The sequence below is a fragment of the Cyanobacterium sp. IPPAS B-1200 genome (assembly GCF_001747005.2).
Taxonomy (GTDB): domain Bacteria; phylum Cyanobacteriota; class Cyanobacteriia; order Cyanobacteriales; family Cyanobacteriaceae; genus Cyanobacterium.
The window spans coordinates 736710-754768 of sequence record NZ_CP182899.1 but is presented as its reverse complement, the minus strand read 5'-3'; the positions used below and the strand labels follow the sequence as shown (position 1 = coordinate 754768).

Below are 18059 nucleotides of genomic sequence, written 5' to 3'. Positions count from 1 at the left end.
ACAATTATCTTAATCCTAAATCATTTAGCAAGTTGAAAGCAAGATAAGGGAAAAATGAAAAGAAACAAAATTTGTTATCAGCCCCAGATATTTCATTAGTAATTCATAATTTATGATTCTGCCCAAAAAGGGATCAGCTATACTGAAAGGGAAGTTTCAAGGATTAATTTGATGACCACACAGCTAATTGAAAGGCAAAAACAATTAGAAAAACTGAAAAATGAAGAATTTGACTGTTTAATAATCGGAGGAGGTGCTACAGGCACAGGCTCGGCATTAGAGGCAAATAAGAGAGGGTTAAAAGTGGCTCTAGTAGAGCGATTTGACTTTGCATCGGGTACCAGTAGTCGTAGTACAAAATTATTGCATGGTGGGGTAAGATATTTAGAACAGGCTTTTAAGCGTTTGGACGTTGAGCAGTTTAATTTGGTAAGGGATGCCCTATCAGAAAGAAAAAATGTCATTGAAATTGCCCCCCATTTAGCCAAGCCTTTACCTTTGATAATTCCTTTGTATCAATTTTGGCAGATTCCCTATTTTTTCACAGGGTTGTTAATGTATGATTTGTTATCGGGGAAACAAAGTTTGGGGCGCAGTCGCCTATTGAGTCTTAAGGATACTTTGGAGTTATTTCCTTCCCTCTACACTGAAGGTATGATTGCCAGTGTGATGTATTATGATGGGCAGTTTGATGATGCTAGGCTTAATGTAGAAGTAGCCATGAAAGCCATTGAGCAAGGATGTGCGATCGCAAATTACCTCGAAGTCATTGAAATTATCAAAGAAAATGATAAATGTAGAGGGGCAGTAGTAAGAGATAGCCTAAGTGGTGAAACATTCCCTATCAAAGCAGAGGTTGTGGTAAATGCCACAGGCCCTTATAGTGATAGTATCAGACATTTAGACCAACCAGAAGTTGAAAAAATACTCAAAGTAAGCTCTGGAGTACACATTGTTGTCGATAAAGCCTACGCCCCCGGAGATGGTGCTTTATTGATTCCTAAAACCGATGATGGTAGAGTTATTTTCATTGTGCCTTGGCGTCAGTTTACCCTCATTGGTACTACCGACGAAGAAGCCCAAGTAACGGATAATCCCGTGGCAACGGAAGAAGAAATTGCATACTTGATGGCATATGCCAACCGTTACCTAACCGAAACGATTTCCCGTGAGGATGTATTGTCTGCATGGAGTGGATTACGCCCGCTAGTTTCTCCTAACCATACGGCAAATTCTACCGCTAAAATTTCCCGAGATCATACTATCCTTAAATCTAAAAGTGGTTTAATCACCATTACAGGGGGAAAATGGACTACTTTCCGCAAAATGGCGGCAGATACTATCAACCAAGTTATTAAACAATTATCCTCCCCTAGTGGTTTTTCTGGTCATTCTTCTGAGTTAATTCCCGTGGCAGGAGGTGAAAATTATGATTTTGATGATTTGGATCAAAAATTGTCCGCAACCATTGAAGATGAAGCGATTAGACATCATCTAATTAATTATTATGGTTCAAGGGCGATCGCCATTCAAACCATTATTGAAGAATATGGCATCGAAAGATTAGCCCCCCAATATCCCTTTATCACCGCCGAGGTTGCCTACGTTTATCGTTATGAAATGGCACAAAAATCAGAAGATATTTTATCCCGTCGATTTAGACTAACCTTCCTTGATTCTGCTGTAAGTGAGCAAGTGACTGAAAAAGTTAATACCATCATAGACAAAGAAAAATCAATAGTCAATAAACAAGAGTTAACCATTAATTCCTAAAAATTATTATTAACTATCTGATTGAAGATTATTAAAAATTCTGTTTCTGAATAAATCTAGGAATAATAACTACCATATTTTTAGTTTACTTTTCCCCTCTTTTTTGAGGGGATTTTTATTTATTATCCACAGAAATATTTTCTTGCCAATAGTTTACCAATAACTGATTTCCTTCATGACTAAGGTGGATATGATCATGATAGAGATTTTCAGGGTTAGAATAATCTTGGAATAGAGGTAAAAAATCAGTATATTTAATATTTAATTCCTCGACAAAATTATTTAATCTTTCCCTTGCTTTTACTTCATAGTCTTTAGAAAAAGGTGGTAAAACTTCTCTTTTAAGGGGAGTTAGTGCCAGAAAAAAATCCATATCATTTTTTGTTGCTATTTCACAAATATTTTTAACAGCATTTAAATTTAAGCCAACCACATCACCTTTTTCTTTAGGAATATTTATCAAGTCTGGATGAATGGGTAAAGGTAAAACTTTTTTTAAAAACTCTTCTAGGGCGAGTAATGGCTTTTTATCTGGATAATTAAGGGCTTTTCCTACTTGAATACTAGAGGGTGCAAAACTAAATAAATCATCAGTGTTTAGAACCAAAATTAAAACATCACTAGAAAAAGTACCATATTTTTCGAGATAAGCTAATTCATTACGAGAGCCCCAGGAATTCGCAGAAACATTTAAAACTTCTATCTTATTATCATTCGATTTATTTAGACTTATTGCTTGTTCTAATAAATTAGAAAGGGTATTTTCTTGAGCAGTCCACCAACCACCGTTAACAATAGAATCTCCTAATAACATAATACGAAAAGTATTCTTTTCCTTGTCTTGGTTAATATTACCAGAACGCATAGAATAATTATTAATATAAATCAAATGACCATTACGTTTAGTAAGCTGATTTGGTGCGAGTAAATAACCAATTTCTGGATCTGCAATATAAATTAAAGGATTACCAAAACCCCATTTTATTCTTAAAAATAACTCTAATAAAATAACAGAAATAATCAGAAATACAAGAGTATAAATAATAACCTTCATAACCTTTTAAAGAGAAGCAATTTTTTGTTCATATTCTGCCTGAGTAAGAATCCCACTATTTAAGGCTTCTTTTAACTTAATGATTTTTATCCGATTGCGCTCAGCATACTTTTCTTGCAAAATTTGATCCCTTGTTTGTGCCTCTAACTGCTCCAATTTGCAGGAATACTCCTCTTGACTCAAAATCCCTTGGGCAAAAGCCTCTTGTAATTGTTTTACCTTATATTCGATAATAAAATTAACTTCATAATCATCAATTTGCTTCTCCAAGATAGATTTTTTCTTATTAAATTCCCCTTCCGTCAATATATCATTGGCAAAAGCATCCTCTAACTTTCTTATTTCTGCTTCTAGGTTACTAATCACCTCTTTTTGCTCAGGAGTTTTATAATCAAAAGGGCTAGTAGATTTATCTGAATACCACACCTCCGAATCTTGATTTTTCTTCGCCACTGGTTGCACCCTGTTTAACTGACAACTACCCTCAAGATAACTAATCAATTCATTTTCCAAAACAAAAGTCCAACTAGCGCCAGCAATGCCCGTTAAATAAGTCAATCCCCCCGTAAAAATAGCCCCAAAACTAGCCCCTGCTATATTTTGAATCCATTTTCCCCTAGAAGTTTCAATGATAAACTCTCCTCCACTATCTTGGGAAAGGTAAATTTTTACCTTAAAAGCGATATTAGTTCCTAAAATAGTACGAATCGTGTCACTCTTTTTTGCTTGGACAATATAAACACCATTTTTTAAAACCCCCTCCACAAGGTATTGTTTACCCTTAAACCACAACATTACATCGTTATAGACTTTATCTAAATCTCGATAATTACTGAGTACAAAATAATTTTTCGCCATAACTCCTGATTACCCAAGGCAATATCAACTAAGTTTATCCGTACAACCTTTCAAAACTTGATAATCCTTATTATATCCACTCTTCTATTATTCCTTGTGAATGGCTTATGGAGGATTGATAAACACCATATCAATATTGTTGCAAGTTACCCTTGCTTTTTTTAAAAAGGGTTGCTATAATGGTTATCTGTGAGCGATTCACAAAACAACCTCAACTGGTTGAGGGGGTGTGGCGGAATGGTAGACGCTGCGGACTTAAAATCCGTTGACCTTTGTCGGTCGTGAGAGTTCAAGTCTCTCCACCCCCATATGAGGAACAAATAAGTAGTTACGAAGTTAGTAACTACCTTGTTGCACAGTAACAAATTAGTGTCGTCTTAACAAATTAAATGACCTGATAACAATTTAATGTCGTGTTATTTGGTGTGGAGAGACTTGCTTTCAATTCTCTAAAAGAACTCTTCCTTGCTCGGAAGTGATTCGCTAACCCCTGTAACAGGACACCTGCATCCTTATTGCTGAGAGTGCTCTTATTTTCTCTATCCAAAGATAGACAGCATCGGGACAATCAGTTAACAGGAGCAGAAAGCAAACTTTTAATTAAAAGTAAACTACTCCAAACTTTCGTAGAGCAGAGGTAACTAAAACTTGAACTACGGCACTATAAATATTATAAGCCCTGTAGAAGGTGTCTCACGATTTCAACCCCAATCAACATAATAATAGTCAAAAATAGCTGACTTTCAATCCCTCAAGAAGGTATTTCACGATTTCAACTGCCCCCAATTCAAACCTTTATATAACAAGGCTTGTAAAAGCAGTTTGCGTAAACCTCCCTTAAAACTACTAAAATTTTGATTTTTAATAGCATTCATATTCTCATTAAAACGCTAAATTCTTTAATGTATAAAGCTCTCAGCGATTGCGTAAGGCTAAAATCAGAGTTTGTGTAACTCGTACATTTTAACTAACGCTCAAACGGGTATTCCTCCTTGATCAGAGGTGATTTGATAACCACTACATTGGTAAACCCATAGTCTTATTGCTGGGAGTGCCCCTTGTTTCCGCACTTTATTCATTGCGCAGCATCAGACTGAGTAGTTATCAGGGACAGAAAGTAAACTTATTATTAAGTAAACTACCCCTCATTTTCGCAAAACAGAGGTTAACAATAACTTGATCTACGGCACGATTTCCTTCATTGTAGCTCAGGAATTTATCTTTGTGGGATTGGCTTTATGATTAGTTTTTGAGCTACTCAAGGCTAACTGTAATGCTTTATCCGTAAATGTTCCTTGCTTGGGTTGTGTGCCTTCTTCTACCACGATGCCCAATTTAGAAGAATTCCCTTTGATATTATCAATTAATCGACCATAGCTCCATTGATGTACTTGCACACGATAATCCTTGGCATATTTTCTTTGTCCCTCTTTATACTCAGGTATTTTTTCCTCTGCCCTAGCTTGTACTTCTGCTTCAGTAATAGATCGCATTTGCTTTAACCGAGGAACAATAATAGTTGAAACTTTATACTCTTGAGCTATTTTGAGAATAGATTTAGCAATGAGACGATCAACGTATTCCCCTAAATTAGACTCTCCTTTTTGTTGAAAATTAGCTCTTTTCTTTGCCTTATGGTTTTGGTGGCTCAATTTCTGTTTTTCATTTCTTCTCTTCCTAAGTAGATGATAATTATCACCTAACAATTGTTTGATGTTGCGATATAAAATAACTTTTTCTTGACTAACATCCACTAAAGCAATGGTAACAGGTTCTTGTAAACCCATTGCTACTCCCAAATAGAGGTCTGGATTAGCTTGATAAATAGGTTTGCTAGGACGAGGAAAAATATTATTAAGTCGGGCAAGACTCGTTTGTTTGCTTTGGATAAATTTTTTTTGAGTATCTCTCAAGTCATCTTTTTCTTTCATCCCGTCAATAATATTTAAAACTTCCTTTTGCTTTCTTTGAGCAACTACTTGTGTACCTTCAACAGTCCAACAATCGGTTTCTAGGGTACAGTGAAGGTATAATCTATTTATCTGCCATGGCTCACCTTTAGTTTTATTTGTCTTATCCTCTTTCCATAAGAGTAGGATAGACCTTAAGGTAAATAACGCACTAGAAAACTTATCCTTGTGACTTTTCTTTAACCCTTGGTCTTCATAAAAACGTCTAAAATAACTAAGTTGACGAGAATCACAATAGATTGTGAAAAGATGACCCCCTAAACCACTAAATTGAACACATAGGCGATTTTTATCGTTTATACTCCATCTTAAATCTTCATTTGTTTGATAAATAATGGGATAGGGAACACAAGGAGAATTTTGTTGGAGGACAGAAAACCAATGATCGCACTGAGCTTGATTAAGGGGCATGGTAGTAGAAGCCAGAATGAGAGTGTCTAACCACTTTTGATCATTTAGTTCTCTGCCAGTGGGAACAGAAATCTCTATTTGTTCTTTTAACTTATTAACCTGAATCTCTACTTTCCTTTTGAGTTTCTTGTATTTCTTTTCGGTTTCTACTTTATTATCTGGGATACTAGCACCATTTTTAATTAGATAAACGATCGCCCCTTGAATCCGAGGATCGTTAATTCTTTCATACTCCTTAAATAACTGATCAATAATACGCTTGTGAGGAAGAGTGCTATCAATCTCATCAAGAATCTTTCTGGCTTGATTTTGTAACTTTTCCAACGAACCATCAAAACACTGGAGAATTTCGGTATCAGGTTTCAACATTTCTAACCAGCGAGTATGTCCTTGAAGTCTGAATTTATTTTTATCTTGTATTGTAAACCAAGACTCATAAACATACTCAATCATCTTATGGACAGAGGCATAAAAACGACATGGTTGCCCTTGAAAACGTTTATCCTCCTTTAGTTCAGCAATTTGTTGAGCAAGAAAATTTTTGGGCAGTTTTCCCTTTTCTTTCCACACGGAAAAATCAGGATGTTCTGCTATTCTCATGAAGATTTCATTGATTAAAGGAGTGTTTTTCTGACTCATCAACATCCAAAGAAATTGACGGGTATCAGCAGAAGCAACCAAACGACATTGAATAGTAATTAGGCTCATAGTATTAACAACAATGTTTAATAAAACATATTTGTATAATAACAAATCATTTTATAATTGTTGCTATGAAACAGGAAGTATTTTTTAGTAGCAAAGATATATCAAGGATTACGGGCTGTTCTCTCCGACAATTGCAATATTGGAGGGATAAGGAGGTTGTTATGCCTTTGATTGGTGCTTCGGGTACAGGAAAGACAATCTACTATTCTTTTGTGGGGTTGGTGGAGGTATCGGTAATGGTGTATCTCCTTTCTGTGGGGCTAAATCTGGAGATGGTACAAAAAATCCTCGCTGATTTGAGGACAAGAGAGCCTGATTTTACCAATATCGGCTTTAAAAAACGTTTTATGGTTGTTGCTAGTGATGGTACTGTTAATTTACTGCCTTATGAGCGGGAAGGGGCGATCGCCCTTCTGGAAAAGGGCAGAGGGATTATTCCCCTATGGATTGATCAAATTCATGAAATTTTAGAAATCAAAATTAATCACTGTTAATATTCTTAGATTAATTGCAGTTAATAAATTTCATTTTAAGCACACTCAAGAGAGTATTTTTGTTTTTCTTCTTCTATTACTAAGTTAATTATTTGTCCTGAAATATGCCACATCAGGACTGGTGGTACTGCATTTCCTATAGCCTTATATTGACGATTTTCTGAAACAACATTTAAGATAAAATCATTTGGAAATGACTGTATTCTAGCTGCTTCTCTGGGGGTAAAACGTCTATAAGAATCATCTTGTTTTAAAACTGGATCTGTGCTATTCAAACTTACTTTAGCTAAATGCGAACTTATAGTATTACACGGTTGATTTATATTTTGAACTCTTCCTTTATTCATGATTTTTTTTGCCTTCAGCATTCCCTCAATTGCTTTTTGACTAAAAAAATATTTATCTTCTATTTCATCTTCTAAAACTAACTTTAGGGGAATTTTTTCATTCGTTGTTGTCCGTTGAGGAAATTGAAATTTAAAACAATCTTCAAATTTTTTAAATCCGATAATAAAAACTCTTTCCCTCTTTTGCGGTACACCGTAATCGGAGGCATTCAATACTTGATAAGTTACATGATAACCAACTTTTTGAAATTCTTGGATAATCAAAGGAAAAGCTCTTTTTTTATTAGCGGATAAAATTCCTTTAACATTTTCAGCTATAAAAAATCTAGGTTGTTTCTCTTTTAAAATTCTACAAATTTCAAAAAATAATTGACCTTTTTCATCTTTAATACCTAATCTAGGGGGATTTTGAGCAACCACAGAGAATGATTGACAAGGAAATCCTCCTACTAAAATATCGTGGTCGGGTAAATCTTTTTCATTGATATTTTTAATATCCGCAACAAGGCAATTATGGCTAAAATTGGCATTATAAATTTCAACGGCATAAGAATCATTGTCAACGGCATAAACAATTTCAGTTGGTAATTGATTATAAGTTTTGTTTAAATATTTAAAATTACCTAGTATCCCTAAATCCATTCCTCCACAACCACTAAAAAGCGATAATATTTTTAATCTGTCCATAATAATAATTCCTCCTTTCGAGAATATTGTTCCGTAAATTTTATATCCACACCATCTTTGGGTGTCATCTTTATTTTGTTTGATTTGTATAATCCAACAGGATCTTGAATTAAATGTAATTCTCGATTTATTTTAGAAATAGCAAGTCTATAAACAAAATATCGATCATTTAAAGATTCTGCCGTACTCCATTCATTTGGTGTTAGATGAAAGCTGAAAAAATTAATTTTTTTATTACTAATTGTTGTTTTAACTTCTATGTATCTTTTTGTTTCGTCAAGTTCTACCGATTGAATATCATATCCAACTGCAAATTGTGTCGGTATTTTTTGTATTAAATGAAGTAAATCTTCCCTATTTCCTAATTTAATCCTCATTTTTTCATGTCCTAAAACTAAACCTTCGCCAAAATCTCCAATTTCTTTTGTTTTTATTTCTTGTCCTTGTTCAAGTTTTGTGTAAAAATCACTGATAGATTCTAATACTAAATCTTGATAGCTAATAGGATCAATTCCTAAATATTTATATAAATCTGTTTTAAAAATTTCTTGATCTAATTTAGAGTTTACAAACATAAACCAAGCATCATTTAATAATTTAATATCATTAATTGTTAAGTTTTTCTTTTGATAAAGTGGAAGATAATCTTCAAAGATTGTTTCATTTTTACTGACTTTCCGCACTTCATTTTGTCACAAATAAAACGACATAAAGAAGATGAGCTATTTGTAATGGTTTGAGTAAAAATTATCTTTAATGTCTTTTTCTCTGCTATTTTACTCTTGGACTATTTCTATATTTTCCCACCACAAACCTATGCCATCAATTTTTTTATTTTATGTTGTAATGGCTCTTATTTTTGTTGATGTTTTCCTAACTATCAAGGTTTTTTATTGATAATATTCACGACATTTTGCTGGTAAATATTCTAATATTTCTTCTCTATCTTTATTCATATTTACGATTCTTTCTTCTTCATTTATTTTTGCCAGATAGATTCCTTGAAAGCATTGGAATATCCATCTCATTGTTACTTTTTCTGTTCTTTTTCCTAATTGGTTTCTCAATCCTACTTTTCTTCTTTTTAATTCTTTTCTCATTTCTCTTTGAGCTAGGTTATATATCAATAAGCTCAAGGACATTAACCATAATATCCCTTCCAACCTCTCCACCTTTTTTACATAAAAACTCTCGGTAAAAAATAAGGGATTCTTTAAAAATCTAAATCCTCTTTCTACTTTTTGTTGTTGTTTATATTCCCATAGTATTTCCCATGGTTTTAATCTTTCTTCCTCCATTACATTGGTTGCTAAGATAAATCTTCCTGCTTGATTTTTCTTTTTTTCTATTTCTTCTTCCTTCTCTCTTACCACTACACTTACTTCATATTTTCCTTTCTCTTGCTTTCTAATGTCTTCTATCTCTAACTCATAATATTTAAACCTTTTATTCTTTTTCTTTATTTCTCGTTCACATTCTTTGTTATCGCACCACAATTTTCTAGATATTTTCTTTTTCTCTTTTTCTACTTCCTCTTTTTCTAGGGGAATTGCTTTTTTTATTTTTTTTAGATCGCTTTCTTTTCTTTTTTTATTTTCTACTACTAACCATCTCTGGTTTATTCCCCCATAGTTTTCCTTGATTACTTTCCATTCATAACCTCTTTCTTTCAATTCTTGTTCTTGCTCATTTTCTATCTCTGTCCATAATATTTCTTCGTTTTCTACTAATTCTCTCCCTTTTTTTACTGTTAATGGCACTCTTGTTATCCATTTCATTTCCCCTAGTAATTGGATATTCTCTTGACTATATAAGGCACTATCACATACTGTTATACTCTCTGTTTCTATACTTTTCTTATACTCTTTTACTATCTTGACAAATTCTTTTTTATCACTTTGATTTCCCTGTCCTGATTTCATCCATAATGGTATTTCTCCGTCCCCTGATACTATTAAATTTAATACACATTGTTTTAAATCTGGACGATTATCTCTTGAATACCCATGACATATTTTGATGGTTTTTCTATTTTCTTCTTCTTCATTCTCATATTTCCCATCCACATGAAATGATGTGGAGTCTAATCGGATAGGATGGTAGTTTTTGGTTTACAATCTCTACAATGCCTACCTCGTCTACTATTCCAGCTATTATACCTAAATGATCAATATTTTCTATTTCAATGTTTATTGATTCATACATTTTCCTAGACTTATCATTACTCTATTAAAACTAATTTACTCTATTCCACTTCATCTTTTTTATCACTTTTTTTGTAGTATTCTTGCTTTTTCTTGAACTATGCGGAAGGTGGGTAATAAATTCCTGTAATTGCTTATCAATTCGAGAAGATCCTTTATCTGCCCGACTATTTTGGGTCATGCCATGTAATACCAAATCCTGTTTAGATAGTATGTCTATTTACTCGAAATCACTGGGGTTGATAGTAGTTATTAGTTTACTTTTAGTTTAGGATTTGGTATAAACCATCTTTTTCCCATTGTTTAACATATCTTTGGATAGTGCGAACCGACTTATTCAATCGAATCGAGGCTCGTTTTAATTTTTCCCCATAGGTTTTACGATCGCACGGTTGAAGTAAGTCTTCAATGACATCAGCGATTTTCTGTTCTTCGGGAGAGAGTTGAGTTATTAATTCTGGCACATCGGAAAATTGTTCATCCATCGCCATAATTCCTACATAAATATTTTATTAATACATAGTAGATTAATACTTATTGTATGACATCTAATTTGTTAATGACCACTTTTCAAACAAAAAAAATCGCCTAATTGGAAGGCGACATATAATTTGTTATATTTAAGGAAAGCGACACTTAATTTGTTAACTTAATTTGAAAGACTGTTAAACCTGATTTAGGAGAAATATAAGTTATAATACTTGATATGCAAAGATTTGAAGAGTCTTAGTTTTAGATGACACTAATCTGTTATCATGTCAAATAATTTGTTACTGTACATATTAATATCTTTTAGGCATTTGATGGTTTCAGGTCTTTATTGGTAATGAAACAAGATTGTGCGTTTAAGTATATCAATACATTTTTTCTCTAGGTAGATACTCTCGTATTATGGGAATACTGTTAATTGATTGAATTTTTTTGTTATTAGAATTGTTGGTGAATTATTTTCAGGAACAAAGTTCATCAAAAATTCATCTCAGGTTCACAGGAAAGTCATAGAGAATATTTATATTAGATTTAGTCAGCTTAAAAAGGTTTTCCTCTTTATCTCCTTCGCACTTTAAGCTGACTCCCCCAAACAATATTTTTAAAAATCTATAATTATTAATAAGAGTAAGTAATAGGAATATATATTATGAGTAAAAAGTCTTTATTTTCTAAATTAACGGCGGGTACTTCTTTGCTGGTAGTGGGCTTAGGTATTGGCATCGGGGTAAGCTCTTTAACAAATATTTCGGAAATGTCTGCTTTCACTCCTTCTTTCACTTCTACGGAGGAAAATAGTGATAGTGATGCTTTTTCATCCATTGCTAGAATTCCAGAAATGAATCGTAATGGCAATGTTAATTTTGTGGCGGAGGTGGTACAAGATGTGGGGCCGGCAGTAGTTAGGATTAATGCTTCTCGTACTGTCAGCACTAGGGTGCCTCCTGTTTTTAATGATCCTTTTTTCCGTCGTTTTTTCGGGGATCAAATTCCTGAGATGCCTCAAGAGGAGACTAGGGAAGGAACTGGCTCTGGTTTTATAATCAGTGCGGATGGTAAAATTTTGACTAATGCCCACGTGGTGGAAGGGGCTTCGGAGGTTTCGGTTAACCTTAAAGATGGTCGAGTTTTACAAGGTAAGGTATTGGGTAGTGACGCTCTGACGGATTTGGCCGTAATTCAGGTGGAAGCGGATAATTTGCCTGTGGCGAGATTAGGTAATTCCGATGATTTAATTATTGGAGAATGGGCGATCGCCATTGGAAACCCTTTAGGATTAGATAATACTGTTACTACGGGTATTATAAGTGCTACGGGGCGATCGAGCGCTCAAATCGGGGTAGGAGACAAACGCCTTGACTTCATCCAAACTGATGCAGCCATAAACCCTGGGAACTCAGGAGGCCCCTTACTCAACGCCCAAGGGGAAGTCATAGCCATCAACACCGCTATTATTCGTAATGCTCAGGGTTTAGGTTTTGCAATTCCTGTCAACCGAGCGGCGGAAATTGCCGAACAACTAATTGCAGATGGTAGAGTAGATCATCCTTATATCGGTATTTCCATGGTTTCTATTACCCCTCAAAATCGCCAGAGAATTGAAAGTCAAGGATTTACTGTGGCCCCTGATGACGAAGGAGTATTAGTGGTGCAGGTAGCCCCCAACTCCCCGGGTGCGAGGGCTGGATTACAACCAGGAGACATTATCACAAACATTGGACAAGATAGCGTGAGAGATGCAGAAACAGTACAAAAAGCGGTAGCTTCTAGTCGTGTAGGTAATGATTTAGCATTGAGATTAAGACGTAATACAGAAGAAGTAAATCTTAATGTCACCCTTGGAGTTTTGCCTACCCGTTAATAAAAATTTCCATTGAATTATTGGCAATCACCCTCTGGGGATGATTGCTTTTTTTCTAAAGTTTAGATAGTATGTCGGAAATTTGCGATTGATAATTATCAAAAGTGTATTTACTACTTAGTTTTTCTCCATTGGTAATTAATTCCTCTCGTAAGGTATTATTATTAACCATCTCTAAGATACCTTCTGCAATTTCAGGAATACTATTAGGATTCACATATAAAGCAGCATCTTGACAGGCTTCGGGAATAGCAGAGATTTTGGAGGTTAATACAGGGCAGCCCATGGCCATGGCTTCGAGGGATGGTAAGCCAAACCCTTCATACAAGGAAGGAAATACAAAACAATTAGCATTACGCAATAATATTAATTTTTCTAGGTCGTTGACATACCCAATGTGTCTAATAGAGGCGTAATTACGCTTAGTTATGCGAACATTTTTCGTATCTGGATTAATGTCTATTTTATCAATAAAAACTTCACTACCGTAACCTGGTGAACCGACTAAAATCAGGGGCATTTTTATTTTATCTTTTATGGCACTATAAGCATCAATGAGAAGGTCAATATTTTTTCTCATTTCTAATGCTCCAACATATAGTATGTAGTTATTTTTTTCTAGCTTATATTTACTTAAAATACCTTCATTAAATATTTCATTTTTAGCAATTTGTTTATCTGTATCATCAATGGGTATGGGCTGATAAATTACTTTGATTTTATCTTCATAGTTGGGGTTAGGAAAAGTTTTTAATATTTCTTGTTTAGAAAATTCAGAAATGGTAAGGACTAAATCAGAATATTTCAGTGCACCTAATAAGTTTTTGTAAAAAAGGGAGCTAAAGCGACTGGCTGGGGGATGATATAGGGTGACAAGGGGAATTAAATCGTGGACGGTTTGAATGGTTAAGCCATTTTTATAGTTATTTTTGGCTGGGGAAGGCGCGGTGGTAAAAAGTATGTCGGCTTGTTTTGTGTCAATTTTGAAGGGAGTATCAGATAAAACTGCGTGTAGATTAATAGTTTTATAAATAGAGGTTTGATTGACATATCCATCTACGGCAGATAGATAATTTAGTTTATTGTTGTTATAGTAACTAGAAGCTACTTGATTGACTTGTTTTGACTTTTTTTTGCCGATAGATGTGGAGATATAATCTAATATTATTCTTTGGAGGGATGGTTCGGTGGGATCATCAAAGTTTCTTAAAATATTTAGTTGTTGTAAGTTATTGATTTGATTATTTTTTGCACTAGTTAAAAGATAGTTATCATAGCCTAATTTTTTGGTTGTTTTGATCACTGATTGGGCATAAAAACCGATACCACGATAATATTTTTCTTCTAAATCTGAGGCACAAAAAACAACTTTTTTACTGACGGACATTTTTTCTTGGTAATAATTATTTCTATACTAGGGTAAACTAAAAGTAGTAAGGTGTTTTAATTTTATTCCTATGGGTTATGGTTGAACAAAATAGTCTTTATCGCACCTTGGAATGTCGTCCTGATAATTATCAGGGTTGGTACAATCAGGGTAATATATTGCGATCGCACAATAACTTACTTGATGCGTTATTCTGTTATGAGAAGGCGTTGGAATACTATCCCAATGATTATTTTTCTTGGTATTACCACGGTAAAGTATTGGAGGAATTGGGGAGATACAATCAAGCCATAAAAAGTTTTCAGGAAGCCTGTGCTATCGAAAAAGATAATTATTGGGCTTGGTATAGTGCTAGTTATATATTGCAAGAAAAAATAGGACATCACAAAGAAGCAATTCCTTTTTTACTGGTTGCCCTAAAAAATAATCCTTCCGACTATTGGGCTACTTATCGCTTAGGAAAAGCCTATTTCTATCAAAAAAAATATCTCAAAGCCTTGGACTTTTTTCAACAAGCCCTCAAAATTAGACCGAATGATTATTGGTGTTATTATCGTTGTGGGCAATGTCGCCAAAAATTAAATCAATTAGATTTAGCTAAAATTAACTATCAAAAATCATTACAAATAAAACCCAAAGACTATTGGTCAATTGCTAGTTTAATAACTGTTGCTGAGTCTCAAGGATTATTTTATGAAGTTGTTGAACTTAACAAAAACATTAGTAATATTGATAGCATATGTAGTGATATAGAGCAAAAAATATCTTTAGCTCATTTTATTACAGGTATAAATAATCGTGAAAATTAGCCTTTTAACCAATGTCTTAATCAGTATTTTTTTCTATTCATTTTTAGCTGGTTGCACCAACGAAAGAATATCAAGTTGCCGTCAATTGACTAACTCTATTTCCCCCATAGAGGAAAAAATGAATGATTTAGAGGACAATAATTTAGACATGATACTTGATACGGCTCAAACTTTTGAGTTAACCAGTCAGACAATTACTAATCAATCTTTTGAGGATGATAATTTAAGAGAATATGCTTTGCGGTTGTCTCAGGTATATCAAGAGTATGCTGATAATACCAAAAATTTTGTTGATGCCTATGAAAAAAAAGACCAAGAAAAAGGCATATTTTATCAACAGCAACTTATTAATTTATTTAGCCGACAACAGGAAATTGTACAAACAATTAACAGCTATTGTATTTAACTGATTTGTATCACAAAAAAAATTAGTATTTATTATTAGCAAAATTAAGATTTATTACTAAAAATATTGATCATATCTTCATGTTTTACATAAATATCAATGCCTGGAATTTCTTTTAGATACTCTGGGGGGAGATTATATTCCTTGGCAGAATATTGAGCTCGATTATCCTCAATCATATTATATAAATTTGCCCATTGCCCCATAACTTCTATTAAACGAAAATATTGACCTGAGTTTTTTTCATGCTTTTTACTTAATGCTAAATATTGTAAGATGATAGCATAATTTTCTAAGGTTTCTTTGCTTTTTGGTAAACCAATAATGCGAGTTACTTGGAGGAAAATCTCTTGGTTTTTCCTGACTAAGTCGATAACAGCATTGGTTTTTCTTAAGTCTTTTGATTGTAAGTAATTTACCATATCAGACAATACTTTTAGAATACTTAAATCTTTAATATCTGTTCTTTTGAATAAGTATAATAATCGTAGCCCTAAGTCTTGCTCAGTAGCCAGTTGTTTGACGGATTCAGCATAATCATTAATAGCTATTTTTCCTTCTTCACTTTTGATTGTGGCGTTAATTTCCTCTCGTTTTGTTTCTAGTTTTTCTTTAAATTCTGCGCAAGAATATAGTTGTTTAGGTAGAGATTTTTCTGGGCAGTTAAAATACCGCTTTCTTTTTCTTCTTCTGTCTCTTTTTTTTCAAATATTTCTGTTAATATTGTTAATACATAGTCGTAATATTCCTGTTGTTTTGAGCTACGATAACGTAATTCTGTTTGCTCAATTTTTAGAAATATGGACTGAGCTGCGATCGCAACTCGTAGTAATTCTGCACTATTTTCTAATCCCTCGTACTGACCAGTATTTTTTGCAAAAGACGCTCTAATGTCGAGAAAAAATTTAAAATCGGACTGGTTTAAATAATCACTATCCAAAGTTTTGGCAATGGAAGTCAAAATTTTAAGTTCAGAAAACAGTTGATTGTGTAATATTACAGCACTTTCCGGAACATTTTGCTTATGGGGAGAATCAGAGGGACTATTATCTTCAGAGCTAAATATATCTGTGGTTAAAATAGCTTTAATTTTTTTGAACATATTTTATAATAGATAAGCATATTTTTTCTTTCTTTATGAATATATAATAACGATAAATCTTCTATCCATAGTTAAAATTTTTACATTAATTAATTATTTTTATAATTTAATATATTATGTTTATTTAACTTCATAATATTTATCATCATAAGTAGGGTGTCGAAATTAGTTATGACTTTTATTCTACTAAGTCTCCCACAAAAAAAAGGGTTTAAACCTTTTACTTAAATAGATTTAATTATATCAACTTACTTCTTATTAGATTAATATTTATAGATTCTCTATATTCGCCATCTGATTAATGATTAAATAAAAGAAATCATAACTGTAGTTTTAAAAAATATAATTGTTTGATTCAATATTAGAATGTCATTTAAGAGGTAAAATATTTTAAAATAATCAAAAAATTTAACAGTATTTCACCATAAAATTAAAATATAGCATTTTTTATAATTATGAGATACATTTATAATTTTCAAGTCCCCCGAATTTGCGGGGGATTTAGGGGGATCATTTTGTAGCCCGTAACCATGATAATTGCTATAACTAAATAAATTGGAAAAACCTAATTTTATAAAAAAGATTGGTAAAAACTGTTTAAGGTAAAACTAGATAATCATAATGCAATCAAATGATTTTTAACAACAGAAAAAAAAATATATTTCTATTCCTAAGCATCAATAATATTCTTCTTCTGTGTGGAATATTGATCACCTTATTTTTTATTATCCTTGCCTTAAGTGCTTCATTTTTACAAGGGCAAAATATAATTCAGAATCCCCTTGAATCTTTAATTAATCCCATACATCAGCCACCCAATAATGAGCATTGGTGGGGAACAACAGGACAAGGATATGATGTATTTTCAAGGACAATTTTTGGTACTCAGGCAGCTTTTAAAGTAGTAACTTTAGCCACAGGATTAAGTTTAGTAATTGGAGTGCCATTAGGATTAGTAAGTGGTTATTTTGGAGGAAAATTAGATAAACTTTTACTATTTTTAATGGATACTATTTATACTCTGCCTGGTTTGTTGTTATCTGTTACCCTTGCTTTTGTGGTGGGCAGAGGAATTTTTAATGCCGCTATTGCTTTATCCATCTCCTACATTCCACAATATTATCGGGTGGTGCGCAACCACACTACCAGTGTAAAAACAGAGTTGTTTATCGAAGCTGCCCAAGCCATGGGGGCAACACCCCAAAGAATTTTGACGAAACATTTATTTTTTAATGTGGTACAAAGTGTTCCTGTTTTGTTTACTCTTAATGCGGCGGATGCCATTTTAATTTTGGGGGGATTAGGTTTTTTGGGGTTAGGATTACCCGAGAATGTGCCAGAATGGGGCTATGACTTAAGATTGGCTCTGGATGGTTTATCTACAGGTATTTGGTGGACTACTTTATTCCCTGGATTGGCAATGACGACTATGGTAACGGGGTTATCTTTATTAGGAGAGGGCTTAACTGAGTTTTTTGAGCCTCGTATTCGCTGAGTTT

General features: G+C 33.4%; 16 protein-coding genes, 1 tRNA gene and 1 pseudogene. 7 read left to right on the top strand and 11 right to left on the bottom strand.

All coding sequences use genetic code 11. The annotated features are described in order from the left end of the window. The first annotated feature begins 171 nt into the window (after positions 1–171). On the top strand, positions 172–1773 hold the full coding sequence (locus tag A5482_RS03385; protein ID WP_069791085.1) for a glycerol-3-phosphate dehydrogenase/oxidase: 1602 nt from the start codon (positions 172–174) through the stop codon (positions 1771–1773). A 115-nt stretch (positions 1774–1888) separates the two neighbouring features. Here A5482_RS03385 and A5482_RS03380 read toward each other — a convergent pair whose 3' ends face one another. Both A5482_RS03380 and A5482_RS03375 read right to left on the bottom strand, forming a co-directional pair. Further along, positions 1889–2827 (bottom strand): SGNH/GDSL hydrolase family protein, encoded by a 939-nt coding sequence (locus tag A5482_RS03380; RefSeq protein ID WP_069791084.1) that lies wholly within the window; start codon positions 2825–2827, stop codon positions 1889–1891. 6 nt (positions 2828–2833) lie between these two features. Beyond that, on the bottom strand, positions 2834–3685 hold the full coding sequence (locus tag A5482_RS03375; RefSeq protein ID WP_069791083.1) for an SHOCT domain-containing protein: 852 nt from the start codon (positions 3683–3685) through the stop codon (positions 2834–2836). Between the two features lie 223 nt (positions 3686–3908). Here A5482_RS03375 and A5482_RS03370 point away from each other — a divergent pair. Beyond that, a tRNA-Leu gene (locus A5482_RS03370) sits at positions 3909–3993 on the top strand. 900 nt (positions 3994–4893) lie between these two features. On the opposite strand, the gene cas12k is transcribed toward A5482_RS03370, so the two are convergent. Then, positions 4894–6774 (bottom strand): type V CRISPR-associated protein Cas12k, encoded by a 1881-nt coding sequence (gene cas12k, locus A5482_RS03365; RefSeq protein WP_069791082.1) that lies wholly within the window; start codon positions 6772–6774, stop codon positions 4894–4896. Positions 6775–6839: 65 nt separating this feature from the next. Between cas12k and A5482_RS03360 the strand changes: the two genes are divergently transcribed. Next, on the top strand, positions 6840–7268 hold the full coding sequence (locus tag A5482_RS03360) for a MerR family transcriptional regulator (protein WP_069791081.1): 429 nt from the start codon (positions 6840–6842) through the stop codon (positions 7266–7268). Positions 7269–7303: 35 nt separating this feature from the next. Here the strand turns inward: A5482_RS03360 and dcm are convergent, their stop codons facing one another. The 5 genes and pseudogenes from dcm to A5482_RS03335 form a co-directional block, all read right to left on the bottom strand. Beyond that, positions 7304–8302, bottom strand: coding sequence for a DNA (cytosine-5-)-methyltransferase (dcm, locus tag A5482_RS03355; RefSeq protein ID WP_069791080.1), 999 nt, complete (start codon positions 8300–8302; stop codon positions 7304–7306). Further along, positions 8290–8985, bottom strand: a complete 696-nt coding sequence (locus A5482_RS03350) for a DUF3883 domain-containing protein (protein ID WP_069791079.1) — start codon at positions 8983–8985, stop codon at positions 8290–8292. The genes dcm and A5482_RS03350 overlap by 13 nt, the downstream gene beginning before the upstream one ends. 207 nt (positions 8986–9192) lie before the next feature. Next, positions 9193–10389, bottom strand: a pseudogene (locus tag A5482_RS03345) (IS1634 family transposase); the annotation flags it as partial. After that, a complete protein-coding gene (locus A5482_RS03340; protein ID WP_083260471.1) occupies positions 10352–10507 on the bottom strand; it encodes a DUF4277 domain-containing protein in 156 nt (51 codons plus the stop codon). The pseudogene A5482_RS03345 and the gene A5482_RS03340, both read right to left, overlap by 38 nt. Positions 10508–10769: 262 nt before the next feature. After that, positions 10770–10991: a helix-turn-helix domain-containing protein gene (locus A5482_RS03335; protein ID WP_242412003.1), complete on the bottom strand. Its 222-nt coding sequence runs from the start codon at positions 10989–10991 to the stop codon at positions 10770–10772. Positions 10992–11644: 653 nt separating this feature from the next. Here A5482_RS03335 and A5482_RS03330 point away from each other — a divergent pair. Then, positions 11645–12856, top strand: coding sequence for an HhoA/HhoB/HtrA family serine endopeptidase (locus tag A5482_RS03330; RefSeq protein ID WP_069791488.1), 1212 nt, complete (start codon positions 11645–11647; stop codon positions 12854–12856). 55 nt (positions 12857–12911) lie between these two features. Here the strand turns inward: A5482_RS03330 and A5482_RS03325 are convergent, their stop codons facing one another. After that, a complete protein-coding gene (locus tag A5482_RS03325) occupies positions 12912–14243 on the bottom strand; it encodes a glycosyltransferase family 4 protein (RefSeq protein ID WP_069791487.1) in 1332 nt (443 codons plus the stop codon). A 77-nt stretch (positions 14244–14320) separates the two neighbouring features. Here A5482_RS03325 and A5482_RS03320 point away from each other — a divergent pair, with 77 nt between their 5' ends. Both A5482_RS03320 and A5482_RS03315 read left to right on the top strand, forming a co-directional pair. Further along, complete coding sequence (locus A5482_RS03320) at positions 14321–15052, top strand: tetratricopeptide repeat protein (protein WP_069791486.1); 732 nt, start codon at positions 14321–14323, stop codon at positions 15050–15052. After that, positions 15042–15458, top strand: a complete 417-nt coding sequence (locus A5482_RS03315) for a hypothetical protein (protein ID WP_069791485.1) — start codon at positions 15042–15044, stop codon at positions 15456–15458. Before A5482_RS03320 ends, A5482_RS03315 begins: the two co-directional genes overlap by 11 nt. Positions 15459–15502: 44 nt before the next feature. On the opposite strand, the gene A5482_RS03310 is transcribed toward A5482_RS03315, so the two are convergent. Both A5482_RS03310 and A5482_RS03305 read right to left on the bottom strand, forming a co-directional pair. Further along, a complete protein-coding gene (locus A5482_RS03310; protein ID WP_069791484.1) occupies positions 15503–15880 on the bottom strand; it encodes a hypothetical protein in 378 nt (125 codons plus the stop codon). Positions 15881–16059: 179 nt separating this feature from the next. Beyond that, positions 16060–16560 (bottom strand): hypothetical protein, encoded by a 501-nt coding sequence (locus tag A5482_RS03305; protein WP_069791483.1) that lies wholly within the window; start codon positions 16558–16560, stop codon positions 16060–16062. A 631-nt stretch (positions 16561–17191) separates the two neighbouring features. Here A5482_RS03305 and A5482_RS03300 point away from each other — a divergent pair. Further along, complete coding sequence (locus A5482_RS03300; protein ID WP_069791482.1) at positions 17192–18055, top strand: ABC transporter permease; 864 nt, start codon at positions 17192–17194, stop codon at positions 18053–18055. Positions 18056–18059: the final 4 nt, after the last annotated feature.

Coding starts and splice junctions, on each gene's coding strand:
- A5482_RS03325 (WP_069791487.1), bottom strand. CDS start 14,243: ATGTCCGTCAGTAAAAAAGTTGTTTTTTGTGCCTCAGATTTAGAAGAA.
- A5482_RS03320 (WP_069791486.1), top strand. CDS start 14,321: ATGGTTGAACAAAATAGTCTTTATCGCACCTTGGAATGTCGTCCTGAT.
- A5482_RS03330 (WP_069791488.1), top strand. CDS start 11,645: ATGAGTAAAAAGTCTTTATTTTCTAAATTAACGGCGGGTACTTCTTTG.
- A5482_RS03375 (WP_069791083.1), bottom strand. CDS start 3,685: ATGGCGAAAAATTATTTTGTACTCAGTAATTATCGAGATTTAGATAAA.
- A5482_RS03305 (WP_069791483.1), bottom strand. CDS start 16,560: ATGTTCAAAAAAATTAAAGCTATTTTAACCACAGATATATTTAGCTCT.
- A5482_RS03310 (WP_069791484.1), bottom strand. CDS start 15,880: ATGGTAAATTACTTACAATCAAAAGACTTAAGAAAAACCAATGCTGTT.
- A5482_RS03300 (WP_069791482.1), top strand. CDS start 17,192: ATGATTTTTAACAACAGAAAAAAAAATATATTTCTATTCCTAAGCATC.
- A5482_RS03380 (WP_069791084.1), bottom strand. CDS start 2,827: ATGAAGGTTATTATTTATACTCTTGTATTTCTGATTATTTCTGTTATT.
- A5482_RS03340 (WP_083260471.1), bottom strand. CDS start 10,507: ATGTATGAATCAATAAACATTGAAATAGAAAATATTGATCATTTAGGT.
- dcm (WP_069791080.1), bottom strand. CDS start 8,302: ATGGACAGATTAAAAATATTATCGCTTTTTAGTGGTTGTGGAGGAATG.
- A5482_RS03360 (WP_069791081.1), top strand. CDS start 6,840: ATGAAACAGGAAGTATTTTTTAGTAGCAAAGATATATCAAGGATTACG.
- A5482_RS03385 (WP_069791085.1), top strand. CDS start 172: ATGACCACACAGCTAATTGAAAGGCAAAAACAATTAGAAAAACTGAAA.
- A5482_RS03335 (WP_242412003.1), bottom strand. CDS start 10,991: ATGGATGAACAATTTTCCGATGTGCCAGAATTAATAACTCAACTCTCT.
- cas12k (WP_069791082.1), bottom strand. CDS start 6,774: ATGAGCCTAATTACTATTCAATGTCGTTTGGTTGCTTCTGCTGATACC.